The following is a 22,233-nucleotide window of genomic DNA, read 5'->3' as shown; positions in this document are numbered from 1 at the left end:
CGGCCACACAAACGAACGCACCTCCTGACCACCGACCACCCGACACACTTCACACCCCCAACAAGGAGAGACCAATGCAGATCATCGACCTCCTGGTGATCATCGCCTATCTCGTCGCAACGGCGTGGCTGGGACTGGCACTGAGCGGCAAACAGAGCAGCCTCAAGGGCTACTTCCTCGGCGGGCGCGACCTGCCGTGGTGGGCCGTCTGCCTGTCCGTCGTCGCCACCGAGACGAGCGCGCTCACCGTCATCGGCATCCCCGTCATGAGCTACCTCGGCGACCTCAACTACCTGCAGCTCGGACTCGGCTACATCCTCGGCCGCGTCATCGTCGCCTACTTCATGCTGCCGCGCTACTACGACGGTGAGATGATCACTGCGTACGCCTACCTGGGCAAACGTTTCGGCCAGTCGACGCAGACCACGGCTGGCGTGACCTTCCTCTTCACCCGACTGCTCGCCGACGGCATCCGCGTGCTCGCCGCGGCCATCCCGCTCAAGGTCATCCTCGACGGACTCGGCATCCACACGAACTACTTCGTCATCATCGTCGTCCTCTCGCTGGTGACGATCGTGTACACGTTCATCGGCGGCATCAAGGCTGTCGTCTGGGTCGATGTCGCGCAGATGATCCTCTACGTCCTCGGCGGGATCCTCGCGATCATCATCATCTCCGCATCGATCGGCGGCGGGTGGCTCGCCGAGGCGGTCGAGGCCGGAAAGACGAACATCTTCGTCTTCGAGGGCAACCCGATCTCCGCGGACACCTCGTTCATCCCGTCGGTTCTCGGCGGCGCAGTGTTCGCGATGGCCTCCCACGGTTCCGATCAGCTCATCGTTCAGCGCCTGCTGTCGTGCCGGTCGAAGCTCGAGGCGCAGAAGGCTCTCATCACCTCCGGATTCGTCGTGGTCGTCCAGTTCGCGATCTTCCTCGCCGTCGGTCTGGCTCTCTGGGCGTACTACGATCACGCGCTGCCCGCGGACCTCGGCCTGACCCGCGACGACGAGATCTTCCCGCTGTTCATCATCGAAGGACTGCCCACGGGAATCTCCGGACTGCTGCTGGCCGGCATCCTCGCCGCTGCGATGTCGACGCTGTCCTCGTCGCTGTCGGCCCTGTCGTCCTCGACGGTCAACGACGTCTACGCGAAGCTCAAGCGCACCCCGATGACCGACGAGCAGGGGTTCAGGGTCGGTCGCTGGGCGACGATCGGCTGGGGCATCGCGTTCATCCTGCCCGCCACGGTCTTCGAATCCGACTCCGGCAACATCGTCATCCTGGCGCTCGGCATCGCCGGCATCACGTACGGCGGTCTGCTCGGTGCGTTCGTCTTCGGCATCGTCAACAAGAGGGCCCGGGCCGTCGACGCGAACATCGCCTTCGCCCTGGCCGTGGCCGTCAACGCGTTCTTCTTCGTCATGGAGAAGTACGTCACCGGTGAGGTGTGGGTGGCGTGGCAGTGGTACCCGCTGCTCGGCGTCATCGTCACCTTCATCGTCGGCGGCCTGCTCGGTCTGCGCCACACGACCACAGTCGAAGAACCCACCATCGCCGAGGCGGAAGGAAGCCCCCGTCCATGACCTCCTCCCAGCCGGGCTCAGCCCACCCGACCTCGCCGACGTCGGAACCGACCCCGCCGACGTCTGAAACGGCACCGCTGGCGGCCGGCCGGCCGCTATCGCCGACCGAGCAGCGCAATTCGGCGAGCTCCGGACTCGACGACCTCGACACGCTTGGAGTCTTGCGGGTCCTCAACGCCGAAGACCACGCCGTCATCGATGCGGTCGCCGCGGTCCTGCCGCAGCTGGCCGAACTCGTCGACCTTGCCGCAGACCGCATGCGCCGAGGCGGCCGCGTCCACTATTTCGGCGCAGGTACCTCGGGGAGGTTGGGCGTCCTCGATGCGAGCGAGCTCCTGCCGACGTTCAACCTCGAGCCGGGTCGGGTCATCGGGCACATCGCCGGCGGACAGGCTGCGTTGGTCAATGCGGTGGAGAACGCCGAGGACTCCGGGGCCGACGGGTCCGCGGCCGGTGCCGAGCTCGGACTCGACGATGTGGCCATCGGCATCGCCGCGAGCGGGTCGACCCCGTACGTCGGCGGGGCGCTCGACGCGGCGCGAGCCAACGGCGCCCACGTTGTGCTCATCTCCAACAACCCGCACGCCTCTCTGGCCGACAAGGCCGATGACCACATCGTGCTCGACACCGGCCCCGAGGTGATTACCGGATCGACCAGGCTCAAGGCCGGCACCGCCCAGAAGCTCACGCTCAACGGATTCTCGACCGCGCTCATGGTCGCTCTCGGACGGACCTGGGACAACCTCATGGTCTCCGTCGTCGCGACGAACGCAAAGCTGCGCGAACGCACCGTGCGCATCCTCCGCGAGGCCGCCGACCTCGACGATGCCGACGCGCGAGCTCTGCTCGAGCGCTGCGAGGGCGATCTCAAGACCGCCATCGTCGTCTCCTTCACCGAGGCGGCCCCCGCCCTGGCCGGGTCGACTCTGGAGTCCCATGACGGATCGGTCAGAGCCGCGATCGCGGAGCTTGTCCGGGTGGGTGCATCGTCCGATGCTGGAGCCGGCTCCGGACCGGACGACTCCGCCCAGGACAACCCCGGGCCGGGTACCGTGGGCGCATGAGCCTGATCCTCGGCATCGACATCGGCGGCACCGGCAGCCGGGCCGCACTCGGTGACGTCGGCGATGCTGCTGACCATCGTGGCAATGCCGCCAGCAGACCGGGCATCGCTGACGGCGGGGGCTTCGTCCCACGCATCATCGACCAACTCACCGGCCCGCGGATCGAGATCGGGCCGAGCGGCAGCAACGTCCTTCATATCGTTCGCGATCTCGTGAAATCTGCCGCAGAGACGTGGCCCGATCGCTTCTCCGAGGTCGGCGGAATCGGCATCGGTGCGACCGGGATCGCCTCTCTCGCCGAGGATCCTGCCGAAATCCTCGCCGAGATCTCGGCCGAGTACGGCGTGCCGGCGGTCGCCGCCATCGATGCCGTGACGGCCCACCTCGGCGCCCTCGGCGGTACCGGAGGAGCGATCACCGTGCTCGGCACCGGAGCGATCGCCATCGCCCATCCGGGTCCGGACGAGGCCGGCCACTGGTCAGCCGAATGGTCACGAGCCGATGGGTGGGGGCACCTTTTCGGTGACCGCGGGGGAGGAGCGTGGTTGGGTCGCCATGGTCTCGAACTCGCTTTGCGCTCTCACGACGGAATCGACGAACACGGCCGTGCGCTGCTCGAGGCAGCCACCCGACGCTTCGGACCACCGGCCTCCTGGCCGGGACAGTTCTATACGCGCAATGACCGGGCAGGCCTGCTTGCCGAATTCGTCGTCGACATCGCCGAGACTGCTCGAACCGGCGACACAGCATCTGCCGACCTGCTCCGCGAAGCTGGTCAGGAAGCGGCCCGCAGCGCCGTCGCGGCTCGAGCAGCCCTCTGTGTCGACACTTCGTCGGCCTCGAACCCTGCCGACGGCACCCCATCCTCTGCCGTCAGATCTGAAGATAACCGGGCCACGGATAAGTCCGTGCGCATCGCACTCACCGGGGGAGTCGCGGCCGCGGGCGATCACCTCGTCGAAGGATTCCGCGCCGAAGCCGCACGACTGGATCCGACCATCACCATCGTCGAGCCCGCAGTCGGACCGTTGGATGGGGCACTCACGCTCGGTCACCTCGGTGCCGGTGGGAAACTCAGCGCGCAGGACCGGGTCATCTGGGCCTGACAGGCCATCAGGTGGCGCGATCCTCAGCCCGGTCCTCTCGCACCATCCGCACCTCGCGCACCCCGTCGTACTCGTCGGTCTTGACCGTGCCGTCGGCGACGAACCCGTTCTTTGAGTAGAACGCCTGGGCACGGGGATTCGGTTCCGCCACCCACAGCGCAGTCGTCACGGACGGATCGATGACGGCGTCGAAGAGGCCCTGGCCGGCGCCCGTGCCGTGCATGGATCGATAGGCGTAGAGAACGTAGAGGTGCCGGTCTTCGACGCTTCCGTCGGTTTCCGGGGGGCCCGCCATCGCAATGCCGACGATCCGACCATCGGATTCGGCGACGGCGCTGGTGTACTTCGACGGAGCCGCCTCGTCGAGGATCTGCGTCCACATCTGTCGGCGTCGGTCGATGAGGTCGGGAGCATCGAGGAGTTCGTCGGGCATGATCCCGCGGTAGGTCTCATTCCAGGTGTCGACGTGGACGCGCGCCATTCCGGCGACGTCGGCGATGACTGCGGGGCGGACTTCAAGTGTCATGAACCGACTCTACCCCCGGGTGCCGATCATTCGCCGGGCCTACGACCATTCACAACACATGCTGGAGGATCGGCCGCCGGCACGAAATATTCACCTGACCTGCACCTGCCGACAAACAGCTGTCCAGTCGAGGCACCCAGGATCGAGAGAGTGAGAGCGAACCGCGAACCAGTCACCGCCGTCGAATCACCAACCTCGGGCCACCCACTTCCGCAACCGCTCCGGCCGTCACCACCCGGTCCTCGGAGCTCCGGAGGGGGAGCCTTCTCGTTCGAGCCGATGGCACCACCGCCCGCTGACCTCGAACTGCCGATGGGCCCGCGTACCCGGCTGTATCGATTCTTCGAAGCCCTGCCGGCGGCGATCAGCTTCACCGCGGTCGGGCTCGTATTCATCCTCCCGTTCGTCGACGCGATGCTCGGAGCGGTCTATGTGCTCTCGATCGTCGGGCTGATGTTCGTCCGGGCGATGCTCGGCGCGATCGATGTCGCCCGCGGCTTCGTCCGCTACCGACGCAGCGCTCGCGTCGACTGGGCGGCACGCCTGACCGACCTCGAGCGGGCCCTGGACGGTCGCCCTTCCCTGGCGCATCCTCGGGGTGGGTTCCGTGCTGCCGACCACGCCGCTCTCGTCGCTCAAGTCAGCGCCGATCCGGCCTCGATCATGCGTCCATCGACCCTGCTCCACGCGGTCATCGTGGCCGCGTTCAACGAGCCCTATCCGGTCATCGCCGACACCATTCGGACCCTGCTGCACACCTCGACGAAGCCCGAACAGGTCCTCGTCTTCTTTGCTCATGAGGAACGCGGCGGCCCGGCCATGGCCGAGACGGCTCGGCGGCTCGAAGCCGAGTACGGCCACCGCTTCGGCGCCTTCGTCCTCGTCGAACATCCAGCCGGATTGCCCGACGAGATCGCCGGCAAGGGAGCGAACATCACGTACGCCGGTCACCGCCTGGCCGAATGGGTCCGTGACGAGGCCATCGACCCACGCCGGGTGATCGTCACGAGCCTCGACTGCGACAACATTCCGCACGAGTCCTACTTCGACTGTGTCGCCTACGAATATGCGACCGCGCCGGACCGAGAGCGTCTGTCGTTTCAGCCGATCAGCCTCTACATCACGAACATCTGGGACGTGCCCGCACCATCGCGAGTGGTCGCCAGCGCGAACTGCTTCTGGAATCTCACGACCACTGTCCGCAGGCTCGCTCTGCGCAACTTCGCTTCCCATGCGCAGCCGCTGACTGCTCTGGTCGAGATGGGCTTCTGGTCGAAGCGGACCATCGTCGAGGACGGTCACCAGTACTGGCGCAGCTGGTTCCACTTCGACGGGGACTACCGAGTCGTACCCATCCACGTCCCGATCTTCCAGGACGCTGTGCAGGCAGGAACGTTCAAGGCCACGATGGTCGCCCAGTTCAAACAGCTCAGCCGCTGGTCGTACGGTGCCTCCGACGTTCCCTATGTCGGTGTGCGCGTCTTCGCTCCCGGAGCCCGCGCATCGTTCTGGCCGGGCGTGCTGCGCTTCTTCTCCCTGCTCGAAGGGCACGTCAGCCTCGCTTCGATCTCAATCATCATCGCCATCGGCGGCTGGATCCCCTTCGTCGTGGCCACACAGACTGGGCAGGCCACCTCGTTGGTGGAGCGGATGCCGATGACCGTGGGCATCATTCAGCAGATCGGCATGATCGGACTCATCGTCTCGATCGTCGTGTTCAATGCGCTGCTGCCGCCGCGGCCGATCCACGTTCCGCGCGAACGCCGGGTGACGATGTGGCTGCAGTGGCTGCTCTATCCGCTCACTCTGCTCGTGTTCAACTCCTCGACGGCGCTGTATTCGCAGTGGTGCCTGCTCACCGGCCGCTACCGTGAGCGCTTCGACGTCACGGAGAAGATGGCCGGCGGACGGTCCAACTGACCCGTCGCCGAGGCAGTCAGCCGGGTGACCGGAGCACGTTCCCCATTTCCGTCGCCCGGTTCGAGGTCTACGCTGGGAACTGAGCCCCAGCGTTCACAGAGTCAACGGTGCCGCCGGTTCCCGGAGCCGCAGTGCCGTCGAGCCGAGGAGAGTGTCATGGCCGACACCGACAGAACACCCGCCGCCCGACACGACATCGAGCATTTCGACTGCATCATCAGCGGAGGCGGACCTGCCGGAATCGTGGCCGGCCTGCTGCTGGCCCGGGGTGGGGTGAGAGTCGTCGTTCTCGAGAAGCACGGGGACTTCTTCCGCGACTTCCGCGGCGACACCATCCACCCGTCCACTCTGCGCCTCCTCGACGAGCTGGGCCTCTACCATCGGTTCGCCCGCATCACCCACCGTCGAGTGAGCAATATCTGCCTCCAGGATCGGAAAGGTGAGGATTTCATCCTCGGCGACCTGTCGCGGCTGAACACCACGCACCCTTTCATGACCATCGCCCCGCAGTGGGACTTCCTCAACCTGCTCGCCGAGGCCGGAGAGGACGAACCGGGATTCGACCTGCGGATGGGCACAGAGATGTTGTCCCTGATCTGGGAGGGCGACCGTGTCATCGGCGTCCGCGCGGTCGGGGTCGACGGCGAGATCGAGTTCCGGGCGCCACTCGTCGTGGCCGCCGACGGTCGCTGGTCGAAGGCGCGGGAGGAGGCGCGACTGCCGGTCCGCGAACTGCATTCCGGGATCGACGTGTGGTGGTTCCGGATCGACACCGAGGCCGAGCTCCCCGATTCCGTGGCACCCCGCTCACACGACGGCAGCGTCTTCGTCGCGATTCCGCGGGACGGGCACGTGCAGATCGCCCGGCTCATTCCGAAGGGTGAGGACGCACGATTCCGGGCGGAGGGTGCCGAGGCGCTCCGCAGCGCTGTAGCCGGAACCTTCCCCGTCCTCGCCGAGGATGTCGCCGGAATCGAGATGGACGAGGTGAAGCTGCTCGACGTGCGTCGAAACGAGGCACCGAGGTGGTTCGTCGACGGTCTGCTGTGCATCGGCGACGCGGTGCACGCGATGAGTCCACTCGGCGGTGTCGGCGTCAATCTCGCCGTCCAGGACGGCGTGGCCACGGCTCGGCTGCTCGCCGACTCGCTGCGCACCGGTGAAGTGCCGATACGGCAGCTGAGACGGGTCCAGCGCAGACGCCTGTTGACGACGAAGGCCGTCGAACTGCTGCAGGGCGGCATCCACCGGATGATCGAACCCGTCGTCCACCACGGCGGCGACGTCCGCCCGCCGGCGCCGTTGGAATGGCTGCTGAGGACCTTTCCCGCGCTCACCGTGGTGCCGGCGCGTATCCTCGGCATGGGAATCACCGCAGAACACGCCCCGGATTTCGCGAGACGCGAGGAACCGGCATTCGAAGGAGCACGATGAGCCAGATCCTCCAACTGCGACCCTTGGCTCCCGCCGATGAAGCGGTGATGAGGGACTTCCATGAGCAGCTGCGCGCCGACGACTTCGCATTCCTTCAAGCCGAGGGCACGTGGGACGACATCATCGCCACCCACGAGCGCGAGGCCCGCGGAATCGATCTCCCACCGGGTCGAGTACGCGCGGAATTCCTCGTCGCCGAGGTGGACGGTCGACCCGTCGGTCGCACCTCCATCCGGTACGAACTCAACGACTTCCTGTTCGATCTCGGCGGGCACGTCGGATATGCGGTAGCCCCGGATTTTCGTCGCCGAGGATACGCCCGGCAGATTCTGTCACGTTCGGTCGAACGTCTGCGATCGGCCGGAGTCGAGAGCGTGCTCGTCACCTGCGATGACACGAACATTGCTTCGGCAAGTGTGATCGAACGGTGCGGGGGAGTCCTCGAGGACGTGCGCGAGAACAGTGATGGACCGCCGAAGCGGCGTTACTGGATCGGCGCGGATTCCGGTTTTCCTCAATCGGCCTCGACGGTCAGCACTAGTGCCGCGGTGACGGCGGATCCGTAGAGTCGAAGACATGAACTCACTATTCGACTCCATCCGCAGAATCGGTTTCCGTCGCGGTCCCGACCGCATCCTCGGGGGTATTGCCGGGGGCCTTGCCGAGGTGACCGGCATCAACGTCTGGATCATGCGGCTCATCGTCCTCGCTTCGTTCCTCCTCCCTGTGCTTGGGATCGGCGCTTACCTCGTCGCATGGATCCTCACACCGTGGCAGGACAATTCGATCCCGCTGCAGCAGGTCTTCGGCGGTCGCTCGATCGAGTGACAGCGGGTCGACGGTCGCTCGGTTGACTCCCTGACTGCGATCGCTCGATGCGCAAGAATGAGGGCATGGGCGAAAGCGAATCCTCCGCACCGGCTAACTGCTATCCAGCCGCCGACGAATGGCAGGCGGTCGACAGGTACTTCACTGACACTCTCGTCGGTGAAGACGACGCGCTCATCGCAGCGCGCAGGTCAGGTGCTGCGACGTCAATGCCCAATGCCGAGGTCACAGCCAACCAAGGAGCGTTCCTCGGGCTCATCATCGCGCGACGACGGTGAACCGTACCCTAGAGCCGGAACTACCAGACCTGCGGCGACCTGCGGTAGTAGACGTCGATCGGATCCAGATCGAACGTCGGGGCGTCGAGGATCGTCCAGATGAGGAGAACGACCGTGATCGGGAAGAACGCGACCGCTAGATAGCGGGTCATGCCCCTCCAGAATCCGACGCGTCTGCCGCTGTGCTTGAGCGTGACGACTCCGCACAGCGCCTGGCCGGGGGAGACAGTGCAGCGGTAGAGGACTCCGAACACCAATGCCATCAGCGGATAGCTGGCGAGAGCAACTCCAGTAGCAGCATCGAGCGAGATGATGTTGATCCCGGCGAGGGCAATGGCGACACCGACGACCGTACCGGTGCAGAAGAGGACGAAGATCGCGTCGAGGACCCTCGCCCACCAGCGCCTGCCGGACGGAGCCGGAGTCAGCGGACCGCGGTTGCGCCAGGTCCCGGGGCCGTGGACGGCAAGCCCAGCTTGGGCACGGTAGTTCGAACTCATTGTGTATATCTTTCTCGCTGCTGATCGGTCGACGACTCCGACTCTATGCGGTCGCCCGCCTGCAGGGGTGTTCGTCAGGAAACATCCTGTGTCAGTCCCGGTACAGCTCTCCCGACGGTCCGCGGTCGGAGGGAGAACTGAATCGTCTGCTGAAATTCTGTTGAAAATGATGCACCCCCGAAGCTTCGGGGGTGCTATGTATCATGCCTGGTCAGGCTAGGTGGGCCCCGTGGGGATCGAACCCACGACCCGCGGATTAAAAGTCCGCTGCTCTACCAACTGAGCTAGAGGCCCCGCCTCATCACAAACGCAGGACACAGGCCTGCTGACGCATGATGGAGACGAACCAATAGTAGAGGTTCGCGCCCGAATTACTCAAACCAGAACCCGCCGTCGGGAGGGAGTCCGTCGACTCCCTCCCGACGAAGCCCCGCGGCTCACTTCTCCAGGCCGCGCCGATCCTCAGCGGTGTAGGTACGAGGCAGACCGTCCGGAGCCTCAAGCTCCTCGGGATCCGTGGGTTCGATGACGGAGGATTCGACGGCCTTGTTCTTCTTGACCTTCCCGAGCAGAGCCGACACGTGCTTGAGGTTCGACAGCAGCTTCCGATCCTTCTTCGGCGCAACGTACTCGGGGTCTGTCTCGATGGGGAAGACCGTCGGCGCAGCGCCGAAGGCCTCCTTCGATTCCCCGGCGACCTTCCGCGCCATCTGTGCATTCACTACGGCACCGATGACCGCACCGACGCCGAAGGGCAGCAGCCGGCCGACCAGCGAACCGCCGGCACGGGCGGCGAACTTGCGGATGAATGTCTTGCGCAGCTTGCGCACGAGCAGATCGACCAGCGGGGCCGGCAGCTGCTTGGTCACGGTGGCGCCCCAGCTGCCGAACATCGACTCCACGCCGCCGTTCTGCTTGCCGAACTTCTGGATGAGGTTCTTCCCGTCCTTGCCCAGCATGAGGCCGAGGACTAGGGCGTTCGCCCGTTTGGCGTCGGCCACCGGCAGTCCGTGGATCTCTGCGATGGCCTGCGCAAACAGTGCAGTGCCTTCCAGGAAGCCCGCGGTCTCGACGCTGGCGACACCCAGCGCCGCCGTCGTGCCCAATCCCGGAACGGCCGCGGTCGCACCGACCGCGGCTCCGCCGGAGGTCGTCAGGGTCAGATAGTGCCGGCGAATGATCGTGATGAGCTCTTCGGGGGTCGCGTCCGGATGCCGGCGGCGCAGACTGCGCACATAAGCCAGGGAGACGGGCCGCTGCACGGACAGCAGACGCGACAACATCGACTGGGCGCGGGGATTGAGGGTCCCATCGTCATTGACTGCCAACTTCGCAGCCTTGTCGAGACCCTTCTTCGCCACTGATGATTTTGCCACGAGAGTTCCTCCTCGTTTCGGTCACTCGCGACTGCCGGTCGCAGTCACGAATCAGACCCAAGTTTAATAGCGTCCGTTGTGAGTCCCGGGAGCAGAACCTGACCGTGCGGCGAAAACCCGAATGTGCTCCACGTCCTAGTCCGCGCACCCTGACAGGGACTAAACTGCCCTGACCATGTCACAGCGCGCATTCCACCGTCCCGTTCCCCTGGCCGACCTCGACTCCGTCGGTGCCGTCGACGATCCTGTCGCCCGGTCGGAGACCTCGCACGCCACCGCGGCACTGCTGCTCGGCGATTCAGAGGGAAACCGCGACGAGGCTGCCACCAGTCGCTTCGTCGAACTCGCCGATGACATCGGCTTCGAGATCATCGCCGAGATGTGGTCGGCCGCTCCCGCCGTCTCCGCACCCGGCGCACTGTGGCGCCTCTACGCCCTGCGCCAATGGATCAAGTCCTCACCTCGCGAACTCGCCGAGATGTTCTCCGACGGCCAACGCCGCGTCACCGAGGGCATCGGCTATGACGAGATCCTTGCCGGCGTCGAACTGCCCGCCGGACCCGACGAGGTGGCCCACGCCATCGACGAGATCCTCGTCGGCGCCTTCCGCGGTGACGTCGTCATCGCGCTGCTGCGCGCCTCCGCCTTCGTCGGCATCTGCGCGGCAGGCACCGACGACCACGACACCGCCGTCCGCCTGCGCCAACTCTCCCAAGACCTGTCCGACGCCGCAGTCGCCCATCGCCGAGGCGGCCTCGACTGATCCCCAGCCCGCCGGCAATCCCCTCGCCGAGACGGCACCGCCCGACCGAATGAGCACGGTCCCCGTCGGGACGGGATATTCCCGCCCGACCACGACATCGACTGTGAGATTCTCAACGGACGAAGAGCCGCCTCGGCGGTGGATTCATGAGCATGAACGAGTATCGTAGGGGGTGGCCTTCGGGCCACCGGACGCTGGATCGCTGAAGCCCCGGGCTCCAAATTCAGCCGCTTCGAGCGGCCTTCCGCCGAGAGGCGCTCTCGGTTCAGCGTCCGGCACATATCATTGAGGCATCATGCATATTCGTCCGGCTTGTCCGGGCCCCGGGCAGGAGGAGCGCATGCGGCTCAAGCGGGTACCGCAGGACAAAGTGTTCTATGAGCGGTTGTCCGATCTCGTCTCACAGATGCGGCAGTGCAACCTGGTGCTCGCCGAACTCTCCGGAATCGAAATCAGCGAACGACGCGATGTTGCCGACCGCCTCCGCGAGATCGGGGACAGGGCCGATGAGGACATGGGCGCGATGCTCCGCGCACTGCGCGAGAACTACATCACCCCGTTCGACCGCAACGATCTCTACCTGCTCAGCCATCACATGCGCGATATCTGCCACCGGCTGCACGGAGTCGGATACGTTCTCGCCTCCGGAGCTTTCGACCCGCTGCCCTCCGGAGTCCCCGAGACCCTGGCCGTGCTGTCGAATCAGACTGACCACACCTCGCGGATGATCACCCGCCTGCCGGGCAAACTCGACCAGTGGGACTACGTCGACGCGATCAACCGGCTGACCTACCAGGTCGAGAGCCTGCAGTGGCGGATGTCGGACGCGGTGCCGAACTCCAAACGGGGACTGACCTATATGGCGGCCGTGTCCCAACTCGGGCAGGCCTTCGTCCGGGCCGCCCACGGGTTCACCGAACTCGGCAAGGTCGTCGCAGCCATCGCGATCAAGGAATCATAGTCCGTGGAGCTGCTCTTGGCGGCAGTCGTCATCGCCGCGGTGATCTTCGCCGGCTCGAACGGATTCCACGACGCCGCCCTGACCGTCGGCAACGCGATCGTCGGACGAGCGATGCGTCCGGGCTGGGCGCTCAGTTTGGCCGTCATCTTCAACTTCATCGGTGCGCTCCTCGGTGAGGGAATCGCCATCGTCGTGGCCAACCAGATCGTGCTCTTCTCCGGTTCGGCCGACCTCATCCTCACCAGCCTCATCATCGCCTTCGTTGCGGCGACGACATGGAGCCTGTTCACCTACTATCTCGCGCTGCCGGTGTCATCGACCCACTGTCTGATCGGCGGTCTGCTCGGCGCGGGAGTCGTGTTCGGGTTCTCCGTGAATACCGGTGAAGCAATGGACTCCGTGGTGTGGCCGCTGGTGCTCTCACCGATCCTCGGGTTCATTCTCGCGTGGGTGCTCACGCTCATCCTGTCGAAGTCGCTCGCGTCCACTCCGCCCAAGCCGCTGTTCCGGGGTGCGCGCATGGTGGACTCGGTGCTCACGGCGGCCCTGTCGCTCGTCCACGGCGTCCAGGACGCGCAGAAGATCGCGGCACTCGTCATGGTCGCCGTCCTCGCCGTCGACACGCAGCAGCACGATGTCCTCTCCGTGGTCGACATCTCCTGGCCGGTGCGCCTCCTCATCGCCGCGGCTCTGGCTCTGGGCACCGGATTGAGCGGGTGGCGAGTGGTCCAGACGCTGTCCGTGCGCATGGTCCGCCTCGATCCCCTCAAATCCTCCATCGCCGATGGCGCGGCCACGATCCTCATGTACACCGCAGCCCTGATCATGCGGGTTCCGGTGTCGCTGACCTTCGTCCTCGGATCATCGATCCTCGGCACCCAATACACCGGGCGCAAGGGCCACGCCAGAGCCCGGTACTTCGTGCCGATGTTCGCCGTCTGGCTCCTGACGATCCCGGCCGCTGCTCTGCTGGCGGTGGTGCTCGGGTGGATCGTCAAGGCCTCCGTCGGGCTCTGACTGCCACCCGGTTCCTGCTGTTCGCTGACGCCTGAGCCGAGTCCGAGAGCGCGGGGAGCCCGGGCTCGGCTCTGACGAAATCGCTGACCACGGGGCCGACGAATCAGCCCCGAGGCTTCCGCCCGAAGACGAAGCCGGTGGTGATCATGGCCGCGGCGAGGACGAAGTGCAGCCAGTTGTCGGCGGTGTTGAGTCCGACGAAGTTGCCCATCGACTCCATCGGAATCACCATTCCGTAGATCCACAGCACCGCGTAGATGATTCCGCCGACGACGAGGTAGTTCTTCGCCAGTGCACGTGAGCGGAGTCCGAGCATCCCGACGACTCCGAAGAGCAGGTGGACGATGTTGTGGAGCACCGTGACCTGGAAGAGGCCGAGCAGTGCCGCGTCGGTGTGGTGTCCGGCGAAGCTGATCGAGCCGAGATTCGCGGTGATGCCCGGGACGAAGCCGAGGATCCCCACGAGCAGGAACACTGCGCCGAAGAGCCCGGAGACTATCTGCACCTGCGAACGCGCACCGCGTGCAGCGGCGGGCGACTGTGACGACATCGAGATATTCATGACGATCCTTTCCCAAAGATGGCTTGTATCGGTGATTCGGAGCAGATGCCGATTCGGATGGCCGACGGGCGAAACTTTCCGGCCACCGTCTCATGTCGGCCCGCCGCTGTAGTCTGGTGGCGATGGGAGCTTGGGCGGCGAAGCTGTGGCGCAGACTGCTGGTCCTACTGATCGGCGGGGTCATCGCCGTGCCCTATATCGCGGTCATCATCTGGGCCGTCTCCGCGTGGAACGAGGTCAGCGACCGGTCTCTGGCGCTCAGCATGCTCGCCTTCAGCACCGTCGTCTTCGTGCTGTTGTGCATTCCCGCGTTCCTTGCCGTCATCCGCGCACTCGAACGGACCCTGGCCGAGCAGCTCCTCGAACTGTCCATCCCCACCCCGCCGAGGCGGCCGACCTGGTCCGATCGCCTCCGCGGTGCCCTGTTCTACTTCGGCCACGCCTTCGCGGGCGCCCTGGTCCTGATCACGGTCGTCGTGGTCCTTCCCTCCGTGCTGCTGATGGTCGCGGACCCACAACAGGCCTCGGAGCTGTCGAACGGACTCCTCGGCATTGCGGGCTCCCCAGCCGGGTCGACTGCTGGATCGCCGGCCGGAAATGCCGAAACGTCGGCCGGTACCGGTGCCGAGTCCGTCGTCGTCCTGTCCGCCGGGCTCGTCCAGATCCTCGCGCCCGTGGTCCTGCTTCTCCTCACGGCCATGATCATCGCCGAAGGCTACTTCCTGCCTCACTACGCACAGATCCTGCTCGGCCCTTCGGCAGCTGACCGGGCTGCGCTCGCCGGGGCCGAGCGCGTCCGTCGGTTCCGCCGCACCGTCCTCGCCCGCGAAGTCCACGACTCGATCGGTCACGCCCTGACCGTGACGACGATGCAGGCGGCCGTGGCCAAACGTGCCCTGCACCAGGATCAGAAACTCGCCGAGGCGGCCGTCGACGAAATCGCTCGCACCAGCCGTGAGGCGGTGGCCGAGTTGGACCACGTCCTCGCCCTGCTGCGCGCGGAGGCCGACGGCGCAGGCAGCGATGAAGACACCGCAGGCGACGTCGACGCCCTCGACGGCGCTGATGCCATCGCTGATGCCGAGGGCGAAGCCGTGGAGGGCGGAGCGCACGCGGGGGACGGTGACGGCGGAAGTGCGCGGTCGCCTCGGCGGACAATGCTCGACATCACCCGATTGGCCGAGGAGGCCGGTGCGATCGGGCACCCCACCCGACTGACGGTCAGCGGGGACGCCACCGGGCCGCCGCCGACCGTGGTCCACGAACTCCACCGGATCGTGCGCGAGGCGGTGACGAACTCGCTGCGGCACGCGACGACGCCCGGCCTCGAAGTGGCCATCGACATCGGCGCCGACTGCGTACAGGTGGTCACGCGCAATGCCGGCGCGGCCACCGGTCCGGTGCTCGGCTCATCGAAGAAGGGACGGACCGATGGGACGGTGGCGACTGATGCGAAGGTGGCGGGCGCTGCGAAGGGGGCGGCCGCCTCGGCGAGGAAGTCACGCGGACTCGTCGGGATCGGTGAGAGGGCCGCTCTGTTCGGCGGAAGCGCCGACTGGGGAATCGAGAACGGACAATGGATTCTGCAGGTGAGACTGCCGTATTCGGAGGGACAGATGCCATGACCATTTCGGTGATCCTCATCGACGACGAACCGCTCGTGCGTGCGGGTCTGGCCGCGATCATCGACTCCGACCCGGGACTCGAGGTCGTCGGGGAGGGCGATGACGGGGCGGAAGCGCTCGATCTGGTGACTCGGTCGGATCCTGACGTCGTGGTGATGGATGTGCACATGCCCCACCTCGACGGATTGGAGGCCACGCGGCTGCTCATGAGCAGGCAGGAGCCTCCTCGGGTGCTCATCCTCACGACCTTCGACAGCGATGATTACGTCTTCGAAGCTCTGCGCGTGGGCGCTGACGGCTTCGTCCTCAAACGCGCTCAGCCGTCCGAACTCGTCCGGGCGGTGCATACCGTGGCCGGAGGAGAGACGCTGCTCTACCCGCAGAAGATCCGGGACATGGCCGCACGATCGCACCGAGCCGTCGATCTGGTGAGCTCGGCTGAGCTGAGCAGCCGAGAACAGGAAGTCCTCACGCTCATGTCGAGGGGAATGAGCAACGCCGAGATCGCCGGGGCGATGTTCCTCGGGGCGGAGACGGTGAAGACCTACGTCAGTTCGCTGCTGTCGAAGCTCGGGGCAAGGGACCGAACCCAAGCCGTGATCAAGGCCTTCGAATCGGGGTTCGTCGAGACCTGATCCCAAAGTGAGCAGGCGGGAAGGCCGTTCACCCGCCCAGTGTGTGCATTCACTCTCTCGGGAGCCAGCTTCACCCTTGTGGGGGAGCCCCCGGCGGGCCTTCGGGGACGAGCCTGGAGTCATGACACGGAAACAGCTCACTCAAACCGCCCATCATCCATCACAGAACAAGTCCGTCGCCGTGCAGGCGGGGCTGACGGCCGCCTTGGCGTGGTCGCTCTTCCTTCTCGTCATGTCGGCCCTCTGGGGGTTGGGGTTCGTCACCTCACCCCTGGCCGGATCCGAGGAATGGACGTTCACGTCGATGATCGCCGCACTCCCGGGACCGTTCGCGGGGCTCATCATCGGTGCCGTCGCCCTGCTCAGCTTTGTCGGCTCGGCGGCCCTGCTCACCGCGCCCCGCCTGCGGCAGCGCCTTTTCGACAGAAGCGGGGCACGCGTTCTCGGGGTTGTCGTCCTGGCCTTCACCGCAGTGATCACGGTCTTCTTCACCGATACCCTGCTGCTGGCCTACCTCGGCTATGCGCTCAGCCTGCAGTTCCCACCGGTCCCGACTCCGGTGATCTGGCAGGGGGTCATGCTGCTTGGTCCGCTGCTGTGGATCATCGTGTGGGCCGGTGCGGAGAAGACCAGTCGTCGGATACATGAGGACAGTCATCGTCATCTGACCGAGACCGTTCAGGTTGAGGATTCCGCCGCCGGTCACAGGCGTGCAGACGGTGACAGTGCCGGACGCGTGGGGAGATCGCCGTCGGTCACCGCAAGCGCGAAGATCGCCGTCGCCGTGGCTGTCATCGTGCCGGGCTTCTATGCCCTGACGCGGATCCTCTGGGCCGTGGGAATTCCCTTCGGCCTGAGTTCCGGACTCTTCGATGAAGGGCAGCGCGTCGGACTCTGGCATTCGGGACTCGCGCTCGCCTTGGCCGCCATCGGTGGGATCCTGCTCACCCTCGGTCTCATTCAGAGATGGGGAGAGCAGCTGCCAACATGGCTGGGGCCTCTGGGCGGAAAGCGAGTGCCGATCACTCTGGCGACGATTCCCGCGACGATCGTGTCGCTGGCGATCTTCACCGGCGGAGTCGGCCTGGTGCGCACAATCTTCTCAGGGACCCCCGAAATCTTCGCCGACAGCTGGTGGGTGACGATCGGGCCGACGCTGCTCTTCCCGGTCTGGGGCATCGCGCTCGGCTGGGCGACCTACGCCTACCGGGAACGTCGGCTGGCAGCAGAGGCGGGTGCGCTCGCCGAGCCGCGCGGCTGACGCTGAGACCCGCGGAGTGCCGAGTCCATTGTGCACACAGGGGACTCGGCACTCCAGGATCAGCCGGGGAACGGTCCGTAGGTGGCCAGCAGGTTGCCCTTGCTGGTCCGCTGCACGTCCTTGAGCTCCAACCGTGTCGTCGTGCCACCCTCGAAGAGAGACCGTCCGGTGCCGGCGACGACCGGGTGGATGGCCACCGTCAGCTCGTCGACGAGGTTCGCTTCGACGAGCTGACGGACAATCGACATCGATCCCTCGACAGCGATCTTGCCGCCGTCACCGGCTTTGAGTTCGCGGACGAAGTCAACGAGTTCGCCCTGGATAAGCGTCGAGTTCTTCCACCCGAGGTCGGCCTGCGACAGCGTCGTCGAGGCGACGTGTTTGGGCGTCGAATTGATGAAATCGGCGAACGGGGCGTCCTCGCCTTCTGTGTGGTTCGGCCAGTAGCCCTCCCACTCCTGATAGGTGACACGGCCGAGGAGGCAGTCATCGACTCCTCCGATGGCAGTGGTCATCCACTCACCCATCTCTCGGTCGAAGGAATCGAATTGGAACTTGAACGGATCGGAGGCGATTCCGTCGAGTGACTGGAACATTGCGGCGATGACTGTGCGGGGCATGGTGATCTCCTCATTGAGCTGTCGTGCAGGCCGTTGCATTTCGTGCGGGCTGTGGTCCCGCAGCCGAAGTAAGTTCATAAAATGAACTATGGTTTTAATAGTGAACTGTTATTGCTATGCTGTCAACCATGAAGTCGTACGGGCAGTTCTGCGGTTTGGCTCGCGCAGCCGAGGTGCTGGGGGAGCGGTGGTCGCTCATCATCCTCCGGGACCTCTTGGTCGGGCCGAAGCGCTTCAACGAGCTTCGGCAAGGAAACCTCGGCATTCCGTCGAACCTGCTGGCCACACGGTTGCGCGAGCTCGAGGCCGCCGAGATCGTCGAGCGCAGCATCGACGGACGCAACGTCGTCTACTGCCTCAGCGACTACGGTTCGGATCTCGGGCCGGTGCTCATCGAGCTCGGCCGCTGGGGGGCACGTCGTCTGGACGCTCCGCGGGAAGGAGAAGTCCCGACCGACAGCTCCTTGGCCGCCGCACTTCTCACCTCCCGAACCGAGTCGAAGGTGCGTCCGTTCAGCGTGGAGGTGACGGCGGGCCCCGCGGTCGCACATGCCGAGGTGAACGAGTCGGGTGTGGATGTGGACGAAGGAGCCGACCCGACCGCACAGCTCTTCATCGGAGGTCCGGGGGTGCGAAGCCTCCTAGCAGATGGCGATGTGACCGCGGCCGCAAGGGCCGGAACGGTGACGGTCGACGGGGACAAGTCCCTGTTGTCGGAGTTCGTTCGCGCTTTCCGTGCGCCTCTCGACGTCAGCGTCGGCGACATGTCGCATGCAGAATAGGCCCAATCGTTCATTCCGCGGGCTGACCGAGCAGCGAAAAGTCCAGGAAGGCGGATTCTGTGGTCGCTCCGGAGTGATTCAGAAGCGTGAATCGCGTTGGATCGCCCAAACAATGACGCACCGCGGACGAATCCGCGTTCCCGACCGGTCACGCACACGCAAAGTGGTCGTTTTGGTCACGTTCTGCTGAGCAGAACGTGACCAAAACGACCACCGAGTGACGCGCATAGTCGCAGAGAGGAGCACCGTCGTGGCGACCCGCGTCGGCTGCCGCCGTGATGGCGCGGGTCGCCACGACGCGTGGCATCTCCCTGGGGCGAGACGAGAACAGCGTCCGCCCGCCGGCGAGTACTCAGATCAGCCGAAGCGACCGGAGATGTAGTTCTCGGTCTCTTCCTTGTCCGGGTTCGAGAAGATCGTCGAGGTCTCGTTGAACTCGATGAGCTTTCCGGGCTTGCCGGTGCCGGCGATGTTGAAGAACGCGGTCTTGTCGGACACACGAGCTGCCTGCTGCATGTTGTGCGTGACGATGACGACCGTGTACTTGTCCTTGAGGTCGTTGATGAGGTCCTCGATCGCCAGGGTCGAGATCGGGTCGAGAGCCGAGCACGGTTCGTCCATGAGCAGGACCTCGGGTTCGACGGCGATCGCGCGGGCGATGCACAGACGCTGCTGCTGACCGCCGGAGAGACCCGAACCGGGCAGGTTGAGGCGATCCTTGACCTCGTTCCAGAGGTTCGCGCCGCGCAGGGCACGTTCGGTGAGATCGTCGGCCTCGGTCTTCGACAGGCGGCGGTTGTTCAGGCGCACGCCGGCGAGCACGTTCTCCTTGATGCTCATCGTCGGGAACGGGTTCGCCCGCTGGAAGACCATGCCCACCTCGCGGCGGACGTTGACCGGGTCGACGCCGGCGCCGTAGATGTCATTGCCGTCCATGAGGACCTCACCGGAGACGCTGGCGCCGGGGATGACTTCGTGCATGCGGTTGAGGGTGCGCAGCACCGTGGACTTGCCGCAGCCCGAGGGGCCGATGAAGGCGGTGACGGAGCGCGGCTTGATCTGCATCTGCACTCCGTCGACGGCGCGGAAGTCGCCGTAGAAGATGTCGAGATCCTTGATGTCGATCTGCTTGGACATTGTGTTTCCTATCCGTGGAAATGGGTGAGTCTGGAGGTCTGTGGGCTGTCGCCGGTCAGCGGCCGGCCTTCGGTGCGAGCACCTTCGCGATGATGCGGGCGAGCAGGTTGAGCACCATGACGAGGGCGACGAGCACAAGGGCTGCGGCCCAGGCGCGTTCCGAACTGGCCAGGGCGGCGGCTCCCGGCGAGACCGGGCGCAGCTGCGAGTCGTAGATGAACGTCGGCAGCGTCGACATCCAGCCGGAGAAGAGGTTCCAGTTGAGTGTCTTGGCGAACCCGGCGGTGACCATGATGGGTGCCGTCTCACCGATGACGCGGGCGATGGCGATGGTGACGCCGGAGAGGATTCCCGACACCGAGGTGGGCAGAACGATCTTCACGATCGTCTTCCACTTCGGCACGCCCAGAGCGTAGGAGGCCTCGCGCAGGTCCATCGGCACCAGGCGGAGGATCTCCTCCGTGTTGCGCACGACGATCGGGATCATCAGCACCGACAGCGCCACGGCCGCGGTGAAGCCGGTCTTCGCGATTCCGGCTGCCCCGGGCAGCAGCACGTTGGCAATCGTGGAGAACAGAGCGAAGGCGAAGAGACCGGCGACGATCGAGGGGATACCGGTCATCACGTCGACGAGGAAGGTGATCGCCTTGCCCAGGCGGTTCTTGTTCGAGTACTCGACGAGGTAGATGGCGGTGAGGACGCCGATCGGAATCGAGATCACGCAGGCAGCGAGTGTGATGAGCACGGTGCCGACGATGGCGTGGTAGAAGCCGCCGGCCAGAGTGGCCTCACCGGCGACGTACTGCTGATCGAGGACGCCCTTCATTCCGAGCATGGTGCGGGTGAGCAGGTCACCGCTGATGGCGGCCCCGCCCTTGGACACGGTCAGCCACAGCAGCGAGATGAGGGGAACGCATGCGAGGACGAACGTCGAGGTGACGATGGTGGTCGCGATCCGGTCGACGGCCTTGCGGCGGCCTTCGTAGGACGCGGAGACCGCGAACACGGCGATTGCGTTGATGAGGCCGGCGAGGACGGCCACGACGGGGATGTTGAAGCCGCCGAAGGCGATGAAGCTGATGACGATCGCTACGATGATCGAGGCGACGGCGACGATCCACGGAGTGGCCTTCGGCAGCTGTTTGGAGGTGAGCTTCGCCGGTTTCGACACGGCCGCCTCGGTGGTGGTGTTCATGGTGGTCATTGGTCTCAACTTCCCTTCACCGAGGTGCGGGCGACAATGGCGCGGGCTCCCATGTTCACCAGCAGGGTGATGACGAAGAGCACAAGGCCGACGGTGATGAGCTCGGACAGGCGCAGTCCCGCGGCCTCGGGGAAGTTCTGCGCGATCTCGGAGGCGATGGTCTGGTTGCCGCTGACGACGAGCGAGGCGGTGAGAACGCCGGGCGAGAGGATCATGGCCACGGCCATGGTCTCACCGAGGGCGCGGCCGAGGCCGAGCATCGTGGCCGAGACGATTCCGGACTTGCCGAAGGGCAGCACGGCCATGCGGATCATCTCCCAGCGGGTGGCGCCGAGCGCCAGCGCCGCTTCTTCCTGCAGGCGCGGGGTCTGGAGGAAGATCTCGCGGGTCAGGGAGGTGATGATCGGCAGGATCATGATCGAGAGCACGAGCGAGGCGGTGAGCAGTGTGCGGCCCGTCTGCGACACGGATCCGTCGGCGGCCGGAGCGAAGATCGGAATCCAGCCGAACCACTTCGACAGCCACAGGTAGAAGCCGGTGAGGTTGCCGGCCAACGCGATGCCCCACAGGCCGTAGACGACCGAGGGGATGGCGGCGAGCAGGTCGATGACGTACCCGAGCACCGGAGCGAGCTTGCGCGGGGCCATGTGGGTGGTGAACAGTGCGATGCCCAGCGAGAAGGGAGTCGCAACGATCAGTGCGATGGCCGCGGAGATGAGCGTGCCGATGACCAGCGGCCAGACATAGGAGAAGAAGCCCTTGCCGCCGGTGATCTGGGAGGGGTCACTGATCTGCGCGGTGATGGTGTCCTTCGACTGTGCGAGAAGGAACAGGGCGACTCCGGCGAGGATCACCAGGATCAGGATGCCGGCGATGAGCGTGGCGGCGGAGAAGATGCGGTCGCCGGGTCGGACGACGGCCTTCTGCTGCCGAGCTGCCGGGCTCTGCGGCGGCTTCTGCCCGGATTCGGGCGTGGAGCCGGGCCCGGTGGGGCCTGACTCAGTGGTCTGTGTGCTGATCGGCACAAGTACTCCTCATGTGACTTGTGGTG

Annotated in this window: 23 protein-coding genes and 1 tRNA gene; 15 read left to right on the top strand and 9 right to left on the bottom strand. The window is 65.6% G+C overall.

Translation table 11 applies throughout. From position 1 onward, the window contains the following. Window positions 1-74: 74 nt before the first annotated feature. From AC3CD9_RS12610 to AC3CD9_RS12600, 3 genes are read left to right on the top strand one after another with little or no spacing between them, the layout of a single operon-like run. The gene (locus tag AC3CD9_RS12610; RefSeq protein ID WP_488364185.1) at window positions 75-1,583 is read left to right on the top strand and encodes a sodium:solute symporter; all 1,509 of its coding nucleotides are present in this window, start codon (window positions 75-77) and stop codon (window positions 1,581-1,583) included. Further along, window positions 1,580-2,647, top strand: coding sequence for an N-acetylmuramic acid 6-phosphate etherase (gene murQ, locus AC3CD9_RS12605; protein ID WP_488364184.1), 1,068 nt, complete (start codon window positions 1,580-1,582; stop codon window positions 2,645-2,647). Before AC3CD9_RS12610 ends, murQ begins: the two co-directional genes overlap by 4 nt. Next, on the top strand, window positions 2,644-3,753 hold the full coding sequence (locus tag AC3CD9_RS12600) for a BadF/BadG/BcrA/BcrD ATPase family protein (protein ID WP_488364183.1): 1,110 nt from the start codon (window positions 2,644-2,646) through the stop codon (window positions 3,751-3,753). Before murQ ends, AC3CD9_RS12600 begins: the two co-directional genes overlap by 4 nt. 7 nt (window positions 3,754-3,760) lie before the next feature. On the opposite strand, the gene AC3CD9_RS12595 is transcribed toward AC3CD9_RS12600, so the two are convergent. Then, on the bottom strand, window positions 3,761-4,279 hold the full coding sequence (locus tag AC3CD9_RS12595) for a GNAT family N-acetyltransferase (RefSeq protein ID WP_488364182.1): 519 nt from the start codon (window positions 4,277-4,279) through the stop codon (window positions 3,761-3,763). A gap of 279 nt (window positions 4,280-4,558) precedes the next feature. Here AC3CD9_RS12595 and AC3CD9_RS12590 point away from each other — a divergent pair, with 279 nt between their 5' ends. From AC3CD9_RS12590 to AC3CD9_RS12570, 5 genes are all read left to right on the top strand, one after another. Beyond that, window positions 4,559-6,199: a glycosyltransferase family 2 protein gene (locus AC3CD9_RS12590; protein ID WP_488364181.1), complete on the top strand. Its 1,641-nt coding sequence runs from the start codon at window positions 4,559-4,561 to the stop codon at window positions 6,197-6,199. Window positions 6,200-6,355: 156 nt separating this feature from the next. Next, window positions 6,356-7,633: an FAD-dependent oxidoreductase gene (locus tag AC3CD9_RS12585; RefSeq protein WP_488364180.1), complete on the top strand. Its 1,278-nt coding sequence runs from the start codon at window positions 6,356-6,358 to the stop codon at window positions 7,631-7,633. Then, entirely contained in the window at window positions 7,630-8,199 is a 570-nt protein-coding gene (locus AC3CD9_RS12580; protein WP_488364179.1) for a GNAT family N-acetyltransferase, read from the top strand. Before AC3CD9_RS12585 ends, AC3CD9_RS12580 begins: the two co-directional genes overlap by 4 nt. A gap of 10 nt (window positions 8,200-8,209) precedes the next feature. After that, window positions 8,210-8,461, top strand: coding sequence for a PspC domain-containing protein (locus tag AC3CD9_RS12575; RefSeq protein ID WP_139468021.1), 252 nt, complete (start codon window positions 8,210-8,212; stop codon window positions 8,459-8,461). 47 nt (window positions 8,462-8,508) lie between these two features. Continuing rightward, complete coding sequence (locus AC3CD9_RS12570) at window positions 8,509-8,739, top strand: hypothetical protein (protein ID WP_488364178.1); 231 nt, start codon at window positions 8,509-8,511, stop codon at window positions 8,737-8,739. Between the two features lie 20 nt (window positions 8,740-8,759). On the opposite strand, the gene AC3CD9_RS12565 is transcribed toward AC3CD9_RS12570, so the two are convergent. The 3 genes from AC3CD9_RS12565 to AC3CD9_RS12555 form a co-directional block, all read right to left on the bottom strand. Then, complete coding sequence (locus AC3CD9_RS12565) at window positions 8,760-9,239, bottom strand: RDD family protein (RefSeq protein ID WP_488364177.1); 480 nt, start codon at window positions 9,237-9,239, stop codon at window positions 8,760-8,762. A 221-nt stretch (window positions 9,240-9,460) separates the two neighbouring features. Next, a tRNA-Lys gene (locus AC3CD9_RS12560) sits at window positions 9,461-9,533 on the bottom strand. Window positions 9,534-9,676: 143 nt separating this feature from the next. Then, on the bottom strand, window positions 9,677-10,615 hold the full coding sequence (locus AC3CD9_RS12555) for a hypothetical protein (protein WP_488364176.1): 939 nt from the start codon (window positions 10,613-10,615) through the stop codon (window positions 9,677-9,679). A gap of 175 nt (window positions 10,616-10,790) precedes the next feature. On the opposite strand from AC3CD9_RS12555, the gene AC3CD9_RS12550 reads away from it, so the two are divergent. The 3 genes from AC3CD9_RS12550 to AC3CD9_RS12540 all read left to right on the top strand — a co-directional run bounded on the left by AC3CD9_RS12550 (window position 10,791) and on the right by AC3CD9_RS12540 (window position 13,356). Then, window positions 10,791-11,378, top strand: coding sequence for a hypothetical protein (locus AC3CD9_RS12550; RefSeq protein ID WP_488364175.1), 588 nt, complete (start codon window positions 10,791-10,793; stop codon window positions 11,376-11,378). A gap of 295 nt (window positions 11,379-11,673) precedes the next feature. Then, window positions 11,674-12,339: a DUF47 domain-containing protein gene (locus AC3CD9_RS12545; RefSeq protein WP_244195224.1), complete on the top strand. Its 666-nt coding sequence runs from the start codon at window positions 11,674-11,676 to the stop codon at window positions 12,337-12,339. A 3-nt stretch (window positions 12,340-12,342) separates the two neighbouring features. Continuing rightward, window positions 12,343-13,356 carry an inorganic phosphate transporter gene (locus tag AC3CD9_RS12540; protein WP_488364173.1) on the top strand — a complete coding sequence of 338 codons (1,014 nt, stop codon included), beginning with the start codon at window positions 12,343-12,345 and terminating at the stop codon, window positions 13,354-13,356. Between the two features lie 103 nt (window positions 13,357-13,459). On the opposite strand, the gene AC3CD9_RS12535 is transcribed toward AC3CD9_RS12540, so the two are convergent. Further along, window positions 13,460-13,918, bottom strand: coding sequence for a DUF4383 domain-containing protein (locus tag AC3CD9_RS12535; RefSeq protein ID WP_488364172.1), 459 nt, complete (start codon window positions 13,916-13,918; stop codon window positions 13,460-13,462). A gap of 122 nt (window positions 13,919-14,040) precedes the next feature. Between AC3CD9_RS12535 and AC3CD9_RS12530 the strand changes: the two genes are divergently transcribed. From AC3CD9_RS12530 to AC3CD9_RS12520, 3 genes are all read left to right on the top strand, one after another. Further along, complete coding sequence (locus AC3CD9_RS12530) at window positions 14,041-15,543, top strand: sensor histidine kinase (protein ID WP_488364171.1); 1,503 nt, start codon at window positions 14,041-14,043, stop codon at window positions 15,541-15,543. After that, complete coding sequence (locus tag AC3CD9_RS12525) at window positions 15,540-16,178, top strand: response regulator transcription factor (RefSeq protein WP_488364170.1); 639 nt, start codon at window positions 15,540-15,542, stop codon at window positions 16,176-16,178. The genes AC3CD9_RS12530 and AC3CD9_RS12525 overlap by 4 nt, the downstream gene beginning before the upstream one ends. A 121-nt stretch (window positions 16,179-16,299) precedes the next feature. Beyond that, window positions 16,300-17,439 (top strand): hypothetical protein, encoded by a 1,140-nt coding sequence (locus AC3CD9_RS12520; RefSeq protein ID WP_488364168.1) that lies wholly within the window; start codon window positions 16,300-16,302, stop codon window positions 17,437-17,439. 59 nt (window positions 17,440-17,498) lie between these two features. Here the strand turns inward: AC3CD9_RS12520 and AC3CD9_RS12515 are convergent, their stop codons facing one another. After that, on the bottom strand, window positions 17,499-18,059 hold the full coding sequence (locus AC3CD9_RS12515; protein ID WP_488364166.1) for a dihydrofolate reductase family protein: 561 nt from the start codon (window positions 18,057-18,059) through the stop codon (window positions 17,499-17,501). A 128-nt stretch (window positions 18,060-18,187) separates the two neighbouring features. On the opposite strand from AC3CD9_RS12515, the gene AC3CD9_RS12510 reads away from it, so the two are divergent. Next, on the top strand, window positions 18,188-18,841 hold the full coding sequence (locus AC3CD9_RS12510; RefSeq protein WP_488364165.1) for a winged helix-turn-helix transcriptional regulator: 654 nt from the start codon (window positions 18,188-18,190) through the stop codon (window positions 18,839-18,841). Between the two features lie 357 nt (window positions 18,842-19,198). Here the strand turns inward: AC3CD9_RS12510 and pstB are convergent, their stop codons facing one another. From pstB to pstC, 3 genes are read right to left on the bottom strand one after another with little or no spacing between them, the layout of a single operon-like run. Continuing rightward, window positions 19,199-19,978 (bottom strand): phosphate ABC transporter ATP-binding protein PstB, encoded by a 780-nt coding sequence (gene pstB / locus AC3CD9_RS12505; protein WP_488364163.1) that lies wholly within the window; start codon window positions 19,976-19,978, stop codon window positions 19,199-19,201. A 55-nt stretch (window positions 19,979-20,033) separates the two neighbouring features. Beyond that, complete coding sequence (gene pstA, locus AC3CD9_RS12500) at window positions 20,034-21,173, bottom strand: phosphate ABC transporter permease PstA (RefSeq protein ID WP_488364161.1); 1,140 nt, start codon at window positions 21,171-21,173, stop codon at window positions 20,034-20,036. Between the two features lie 14 nt (window positions 21,174-21,187). Beyond that, a complete protein-coding gene (pstC, locus tag AC3CD9_RS12495) occupies window positions 21,188-22,078 on the bottom strand; it encodes a phosphate ABC transporter permease subunit PstC (protein ID WP_101544086.1) in 891 nt (296 codons plus the stop codon). Between the last annotated feature and the right edge of the window lie 155 nt (window positions 22,079-22,233).

The organism is Brevibacterium sp. MGP-B1, from assembly GCF_057766545.1.
Note: the sequence above shows the minus strand (reverse complement) of the source record. Positions and strands in the feature narration are given on the sequence as shown.